Origin of the sequence: Acinetobacter sp., from assembly GCF_036659555.1 — a bacterium.
GTDB lineage: Bacteria > Pseudomonadota > Gammaproteobacteria > Pseudomonadales > Moraxellaceae > Acinetobacter.
Window position 1 is genome coordinate 1 of record NZ_JAVXCI010000049.1, and the last position, 6600, is coordinate 6600.

5 protein-coding genes and 1 tRNA gene are annotated in these 6600 nt (G+C 45.2%); 2 read left to right on the top strand and 4 right to left on the bottom strand.

All coding sequences use genetic code 11. The annotated features are described in order from the left end of the window. The first annotated feature begins 132 nt into the window (after positions 1-132). Both RSA72_RS08240 and RSA72_RS08245 read left to right on the top strand, forming a co-directional pair. Positions 133-209, top strand: a tRNA-Met gene (locus RSA72_RS08240). Positions 210-330: 121 nt separating this feature from the next. After that, positions 331-1764 carry a KAP family P-loop NTPase fold protein gene (locus tag RSA72_RS08245; RefSeq protein WP_332624254.1) on the top strand — a complete coding sequence of 478 codons (1434 nt, stop codon included), beginning with the start codon at positions 331-333 and terminating at the stop codon, positions 1762-1764. On the opposite strand, the gene RSA72_RS08250 is transcribed toward RSA72_RS08245, so the two are convergent. The 4 genes from RSA72_RS08250 to carB form a co-directional block, all read right to left on the bottom strand. Beyond that, positions 1736-2353 carry a CatB-related O-acetyltransferase gene (locus tag RSA72_RS08250; protein ID WP_332624255.1) on the bottom strand — a complete coding sequence of 206 codons (618 nt, stop codon included), beginning with the start codon at positions 2351-2353 and terminating at the stop codon, positions 1736-1738. The two genes, RSA72_RS08245 and RSA72_RS08250, sit on opposite strands and share 29 nt — an antisense overlap. A gap of 145 nt (positions 2354-2498) precedes the next feature. Further along, a complete protein-coding gene (locus tag RSA72_RS08255) occupies positions 2499-2711 on the bottom strand; it encodes a hypothetical protein (RefSeq protein WP_332624256.1) in 213 nt (70 codons plus the stop codon). A 103-nt stretch (positions 2712-2814) separates the two neighbouring features. Further along, positions 2815-3291 (bottom strand): transcription elongation factor GreA, encoded by a 477-nt coding sequence (gene greA / locus RSA72_RS08260; protein WP_332624257.1) that lies wholly within the window; start codon positions 3289-3291, stop codon positions 2815-2817. A 96-nt stretch (positions 3292-3387) separates the two neighbouring features. Further along, positions 3388-6600 (bottom strand): carbamoyl-phosphate synthase large subunit (gene carB, locus RSA72_RS08265; protein ID WP_332633009.1); only part of this gene is annotated, 3213 nt, incomplete at its 5' end.

Consider the following 6600-nt stretch of genomic DNA (forward strand, 5'->3'; position numbering starts at 1 on the left):
TATGCGCCTAGAGGAATGATCGTTCTCGACAGAACCCGGCTTATCGGCTCACTTCACTAAATTTTGATCAATTAAGCGCATTAGGTACTTGACGTACTTGCAATAAAGCAGCATAATGCGCGCACAGTTTATGGCTATGTAGCTCAGTTGGTTAGAGCACCGCACTCATAATGCGGGGGTCACAGGTTCAAGTCCCGTCATAGCCACCATTTTTATATACCGCGTTCCAAAACGCGGTATTTTTTTGCCTGCAGGTTTTGCTGTTTCATAAGTTGATTAAAATTTTCTGTTCAGATAGCTTATGTTTAACTTATTAATAATGAATTAAAAATGTCTGCAAATAATCAGCTCAATTGGTCTCGTACAGATCTAGATAATATTCAACAAGCTTGGGAAGGTGATTTTTGGGACCGTAAGCGCTTAGGCATTCAGCTCACAAACTATGTTGACCGTCTGCAATGCGGTGCTGTATTAGCTTTGGATGCACGCTGGGGCGAGGGTAAAACGTGGTTTGTTAGGCATTGGCAGAAGCATTTAGAAGATGAAAGCCATAATGTGATTTATTTGGATGCTTTTGCGAATGATTATTTGGATGATCCTTTTTTAGTCATTTCTTCTGAAATAGCATCTAAGCTTGATAAAACTGCTGATAAGCGATTGGTGCATAAATTCAAGAAAGCGGCTGCTGTTATGCAGCAAGGACTTTTAACCCTTGCTCCAACCCTAATTGCTTCTATGATTAGCTGTGCTTTAACAAGTGGAATTATTCCACTTGTTAAAATTGATAGTGATTCGATTAAAGATAAGCTTGATGATGCAATTGATAAAGTGACTGAAAATATTGGGGATAAAGTCACAGAGGCAATTCAAAACAAAATTGATAGTTACGAAGAAGAAAAGCAATCGTTGTTCGCTTTTAAAAATACACTAGCTCAGTTGGCGGAAAGCTTGAATAAGCCCTTGGTTTTTATTATTGATGAACTTGACCGTTGCCGTCCTGATTTTGCAATTCGTCTAATTGAGCGGATTAAACATTTTTTTGATATTCCGAAAATTGTATTTGTTTTGGTGATGAATAAACCGCAACTTATACAGTCTGTGCATAGTTTGTATGGATATGCTGTTGAAGCGAATGGTGATTATTTTGCAAAATTCATTGATTTTACAATTAAATTCCCTCAGTTGGATAAATTAAATAATTATGAAATGCTCTTAAAAGAGCAACTTTTTAGAATAGGGGAAATCGAAGATAGAGAGCATTTTAGTGCTTTTTATTTTTGGGTATTGGCATTGCAATTATACAAAAACTACAATTCACGTGAACTAATAAGAAAAATAAACCAATATGCGCTTTTAAAAACAAGTGATTTAAATAAAGATATGATTTTGATTGCAATTATATTTGATAATGATTTTAAAGATACAGTCCAATACTTTAGAGGTGTTTTAAGGAAATTATTAGAATATATGTCAGGTAATATTTCTAATTTGGGTTCTGATGACTACATAGCTAGAAACTTAATCAGTACTTTAAAGCGCAAATATGAGTTCACCAGCTTTGGAGTTCTGGATTTAGCTGACCAATTAGAAAATTTTATTAAATACTATACAACGGCTGGGCAGATGAATGAAAAGGAAATAGCTCTTTTAAATTTATATTCAGATTATTCGGTGACTGAATTAAGTAAATCAAATGATTTAGTCCCTAGCTGGAAAAACTATATTGAATCTGGCTTTATTTCAAAGAATCAAAAAGAGAATTAACATCTTCCGTCTGCAACTTTTCCCGCATCTTTAAAAACTGCTTTTCATCTAAGTCATACAGCTTCAGTGAAAGCAGTTTTTCTATATCTTCCTGCAGAAAGCGGTACTTAATAATTTTGGCAGGCACGCCGCCCACCACAGCATAAGGCGGAACGTCTTTGGTCACGACTGCGCCTGTAGCCACCACGGCGCCTTCACCCAATGTAACCCCTTGCATAATCATCGCGCGGGAGCCAATCCAGCAGCCGTCGCCAATTACGGTGTCGCCAGCAGGCACAAAACTGCGTGTATCGAACGGAAAGGCCGAAATCCAGTCGGTGCGGTGCAATTGGTTGCCGCCCATCATAATCACGCACTCAGCGCCAAAACAGACGAAATTGCCGATATAGAGCTGGTCAATCGGCTTCTCAGCTGTCGCGGGCTTGTCATGCAGGTAACGCACCGCGCAGCGTTCAAAGCCTTGATCCCAATAGGCGCTGTAATAGCTGTAATTCCCTTTAATATGAATATTCGGATTCTTCACCGTTTTAGAGATGAATTCAAACTCACACCAGTGTTTTACGGGGGAATTAATCAGTTGTTCAGGCATGGCAGTACAGCGCGGCAGAGGTTGGCGGATTATAGCGTATTTCACTGCGCGTTGAAAAAGGCGGGAAACGCTGCTTCGCCAGAAGAGGATTTAATCTGCTTTTAAAGAGGATGAGGTATGCCGGCTAAAAAATCAGCCGCGGCTTTCAGCTGAAAAAATTCCACAAAGCTTTAAACCAGTGCGGAATCTGCTTCGGAAACAGAAAGCCGAGCAATCCGCAGATAAGCGCTGTGATGAAAATGATCCGCACCGGGCTGGCATGGCTGTCAACAACATAAGACCATGCAATGGCAATCATAATGCCGAGGAAAATACCCCCAGCCGCATAATAAAAAGCCTGTATTAAGCGCTCATCCATAATTTTATGTTCATGCCTTGCTGGCTGAATTATAGGCATATAAATGCATAAAAAACAAAAGCCCCTCAAAAGAGGGGCTTGAAAGTCATTTCATCTTTAATGCTTAAAGATATTCGACTTTGGCAATTTCATATTCCACTTCACCGTTCGGCGTCTGGATTTTTGCTTCATCGCCTTCGTTCTTGCCTAAAAGGCCGCGGGCGATCGGAGAGTTCACAGAGATTTTGTTGATTTTGAAGTCAGCTTCGTCGTCGCCTACAATCTTGTAGGTCTTCTGCTCTTCAGTGTCCAGGTTTTCAATGGTCACGGTAACGCCAAAAACTACACGGCCGTTCTGTTCAAGCGTTTTGACGTCAATTTCCTGAACTGCGCCAAGCTTGCCTTCAATATCCTGAATGCGGCCTTCACAGAAGCCCTGCTGTTCGCGGGCAGCATGGTATTCCGCATTTTCCTTTAAATCCCCATGTTCGCGCGCTTCCGCAATGGCGGCAATAATGCGCGGACGGTCAATACTTTTTAATTGATGTAATTCTTTCTCTAAGGCAAGTTTGCCTTCAGGAGTCATAGGATAACGTTGCATTGTTGTCCCTCATAAATTGGTATTTAAAAAAATACAGGGTTATAAAATGAAAAAAGCCCGCCACCGATAAGGTGACGGGGCTTACCGGTAACTTAATTAAGCTTTGCTAAGGTCTTGCAGGCGGTATACATCCATTGGCAATTGAATTCCAAAAGCCTGGCAAACCGCTTCAGCGCCGTTAATGGTGGTTGTGTAATAAACCTTGCCTTGCAATGCAGCGCGGCGAATCGCAGCTGAATCATACTGAGCGCGCTTGCCCTCAGTGGTATTGACAATAAGGTGAATTTCACCATTTTTCAAGCGGTCAACAATATGCGGACGGCCTTCGGTTACTTTATTTACACGTTCACATGCTAAACCAGCATTGCTGAGGACTTCATGCGTGCCTGAAGTTGCAACCAGCTTGAAGCCGTAAGAAACAAGTTTCTTCGCAATATCAGCAATGTATTTTTTGTCAGATTCACGGACAGACAGGAATGCGTGCTTCACTTCGCCTTCTGTCGGCAAGCCTGGCAGGCGTTCATTTGAGCCAAGCACTGCTTTGTAGAATGCTTCGCCAAATGTTTTACCCACACCCATGACTTCGCCTGTAGATTTCATCTCAGGGCCAAGCATTGGGTCTACACCCGGGAATTTAGAGAATGGGAATACCGCTTCTTTTACAGCAAAATGAGTCGGAATAATCTCTTTGGTGAAACCTTGAGATTCTAGCGACTGTCCTGCCATGCAGCGCGCAGCCACTTTCGCTAAAGATTCGCCGATGCATTTAGATACGAAAGGAACGGTACGTGATGCGCGCGGGTTTACTTCTAGGATGTAAACATCTTCACCCTTAACTGCAAACTGTACGTTCATCAGGCCGATAACGCCCAGCTCTTTCGCCATGGCAACAGTTTGACGGCGCATTTCGTCCTGAATCTCTGCAGACAGAGAGTAAGGCGGAATTGAGCACGCAGAGTCGCCAGAGTGAATGCCGGCTTGTTCAATATGCTGCATGATCCCGCCAATCACAACGTCTTTACCGTCAGATACGCAGTCTACGTCAACTTCAGTGGCATCATCCAGGAAACGGTCAAGCAGGACAGGGGCTTCGTTCGACGCTTGAACCGCTTCACGAAGGTAGCGTTTCAGCTCTTCTTCGTTATACACGATTTCCATTGCGCGGCCGCCGAGTACATACGATGGGCGGACAACCAGCGGATAGCCGACTTTAGCTGCTTCGGAAATGCCTTCTTCAGCAGATTTTACGATGCTGTTGTTTGGCTGGCGCAGCTGCAGGCGCTGAATCATTTGCTGGAAGCGTTCACGGTCTTCTGCGCGGTCAATCGCATCTGGCGATGTGCCGATAATCGGCGCACCGGCTTCTTCCAAAGCGCGGGCCAGTTTCAGCGGCGTTTGGCCGCCGTACTGCACGATAATGCCTTTAGGCTTTTCAGTGCGCACGATTTCAAGTACATCTTCCAGTGTAATTGGTTCGAAGTACAGGCGGTCTGAAGTGTCGTAATCGGTTGAAACGGTTTCAGGGTTGCAGTTGACCATGATGGTTTCATAGCCGTCTTCACGCATTGCAAGCGCAGCGTGCACACAGCAGTAGTCGAACTCAATGCCTTGGCCGATACGGTTCGGCCCGCCGCCGATCACCATGATCTTATCTTTGTCTGACGGCTTGGCTTCACATTCTTCATCGTAAGTTGAATACATGTAAGCGGTATCAGATTCGAATTCCGCCGCGCAGGTATCGACACGCTTGTAAACAGGGGTTACGCCCAAGTTCCAGCGGTGCTTGCGGAATTGCTTCTGTGAAATGCCCATCAAATCCGCGATGCGAAGGTCAGACAGGCCTTTGCGCTTGAACGAACGGATGTTGTCTGCGTTTAAATCACCAAAACCTAAAGTTTTGATTTCATTTTCAGTTTTGATGATGTCTTCGATTTGGATCAGGAACCATTTGTCGATTTTCGTCGCTTGGAACACTTCTTCTAAAGTGAAGCCGTGGCGGAAGGCATCAGCAATGTACCAGATACGCTCAGGGCCTGGAACTTTAAGTTCAACCAGAATCTTTTCACGCGCGCCTTCAGTGCCGACAGCGATTTGTTCATCAAAACCGCATGCGCCAACTTCAAGGCCGCGCAGCGCTTTGTTTACAGATTCCTGGAAGTTGCGGCCAATCGCCATCACTTCGCCCACAGATTTCATTTGGGTGGTAAGCACAGGCTCAGCTTGCGGGAACTTTTCAAAGTTGAAACGCGGAATTTTTGTTACCACGTAGTCAATTGCAGGTTCGAATGATGCAGGCGTTGTGCCGCCGGTGATGTCATTTTTCAGTTCATCAAGGGTGTAGCCTACAGCCAGTTTGGCTGCAATTTTCGCAATCGGGAAACCGGTCGCTTTAGAAGCCAGCGCAGATGAGCGCGACACGCGCGGGTTCATCTCGATCACAACCATGCGGCCAGTATCCGGGCAAATGCCGAACTGAACGTTAGAGCCGCCTGTTTCTACGCCAATTTCACGCAGCACCGCTAAAGATGCATTACGCATCAATTGGTATTCTTTGTCCGTCAATGTTTGCGCAGGAGCAACGGTGATCGAGTCACCTGTATGCACGCCCATTGGGTCAAAGTTTTCAATCGCGCAGACAATAATGCAGTTGTCGTTTTTGTCACGGACAACTTCCATCTCGTATTCTTTCCAGCCAATTAAAGATTCATCAATCAATAACTGCTTGGTTGGAGAGAGGTCGAAACCGCGTTCGCAGATTTCAAGGAATTCTTCGCGGTTGTAGGCGATGCCGCCGCCTGAACCGCCCATGGTGAATGACGGGCGGATAATCACCGGGAAGCCGAAGCGCGCTTGAATTTCTAAAGCCTGCTCCATTGACTCAGCAATATCGGCTTTAGGGCATTCAAGGCCGATTTTGCGCATCGCGATGTCGAAAAGTTTGCGGTCTTCGGCTTTTTCAATCGCTTCTTTGGTTGCGCCAATCAGTTCAACATTGAATTTTTTCAGAATGCCGTGCTCATCCAGCGCCAGCGCGCAGTTCAGCGCGGTTTGGCCGCCCATAGTCGGCAGGACTGCATCCGGACGCTCTTTTTCAATGATCTGCGCAACCGTCTGCCAAGTGATTGGCTCGATGTAAGTTGCGTCCGCCATTGCAGGGTCGGTCATAATGGTCGCTGGGTTAGAGTTCACCAGAATAACGCGGTAGCCTTCTTCGCGGAGCGCCTTGCATGCTTGCGCGCCGGAATAGTCAAACTCACACGCCTGACCGATCACAATCGGGCCTGCACCAATAATTAAGATGCTTTTAAT

Coding starts and splice junctions, on each gene's coding strand:
- greA (WP_332624257.1), bottom strand. CDS start 3,291: ATGCAACGTTATCCTATGACTCCTGAAGGCAAACTTGCCTTAGAGAAA.
- RSA72_RS08250 (WP_332624255.1), bottom strand. CDS start 2,353: ATGCCTGAACAACTGATTAATTCCCCCGTAAAACACTGGTGTGAGTTT.
- RSA72_RS08245 (WP_332624254.1), top strand. CDS start 331: ATGTCTGCAAATAATCAGCTCAATTGGTCTCGTACAGATCTAGATAAT.
- RSA72_RS08255 (WP_332624256.1), bottom strand. CDS start 2,711: ATGGATGAGCGCTTAATACAGGCTTTTTATTATGCGGCTGGGGGTATT.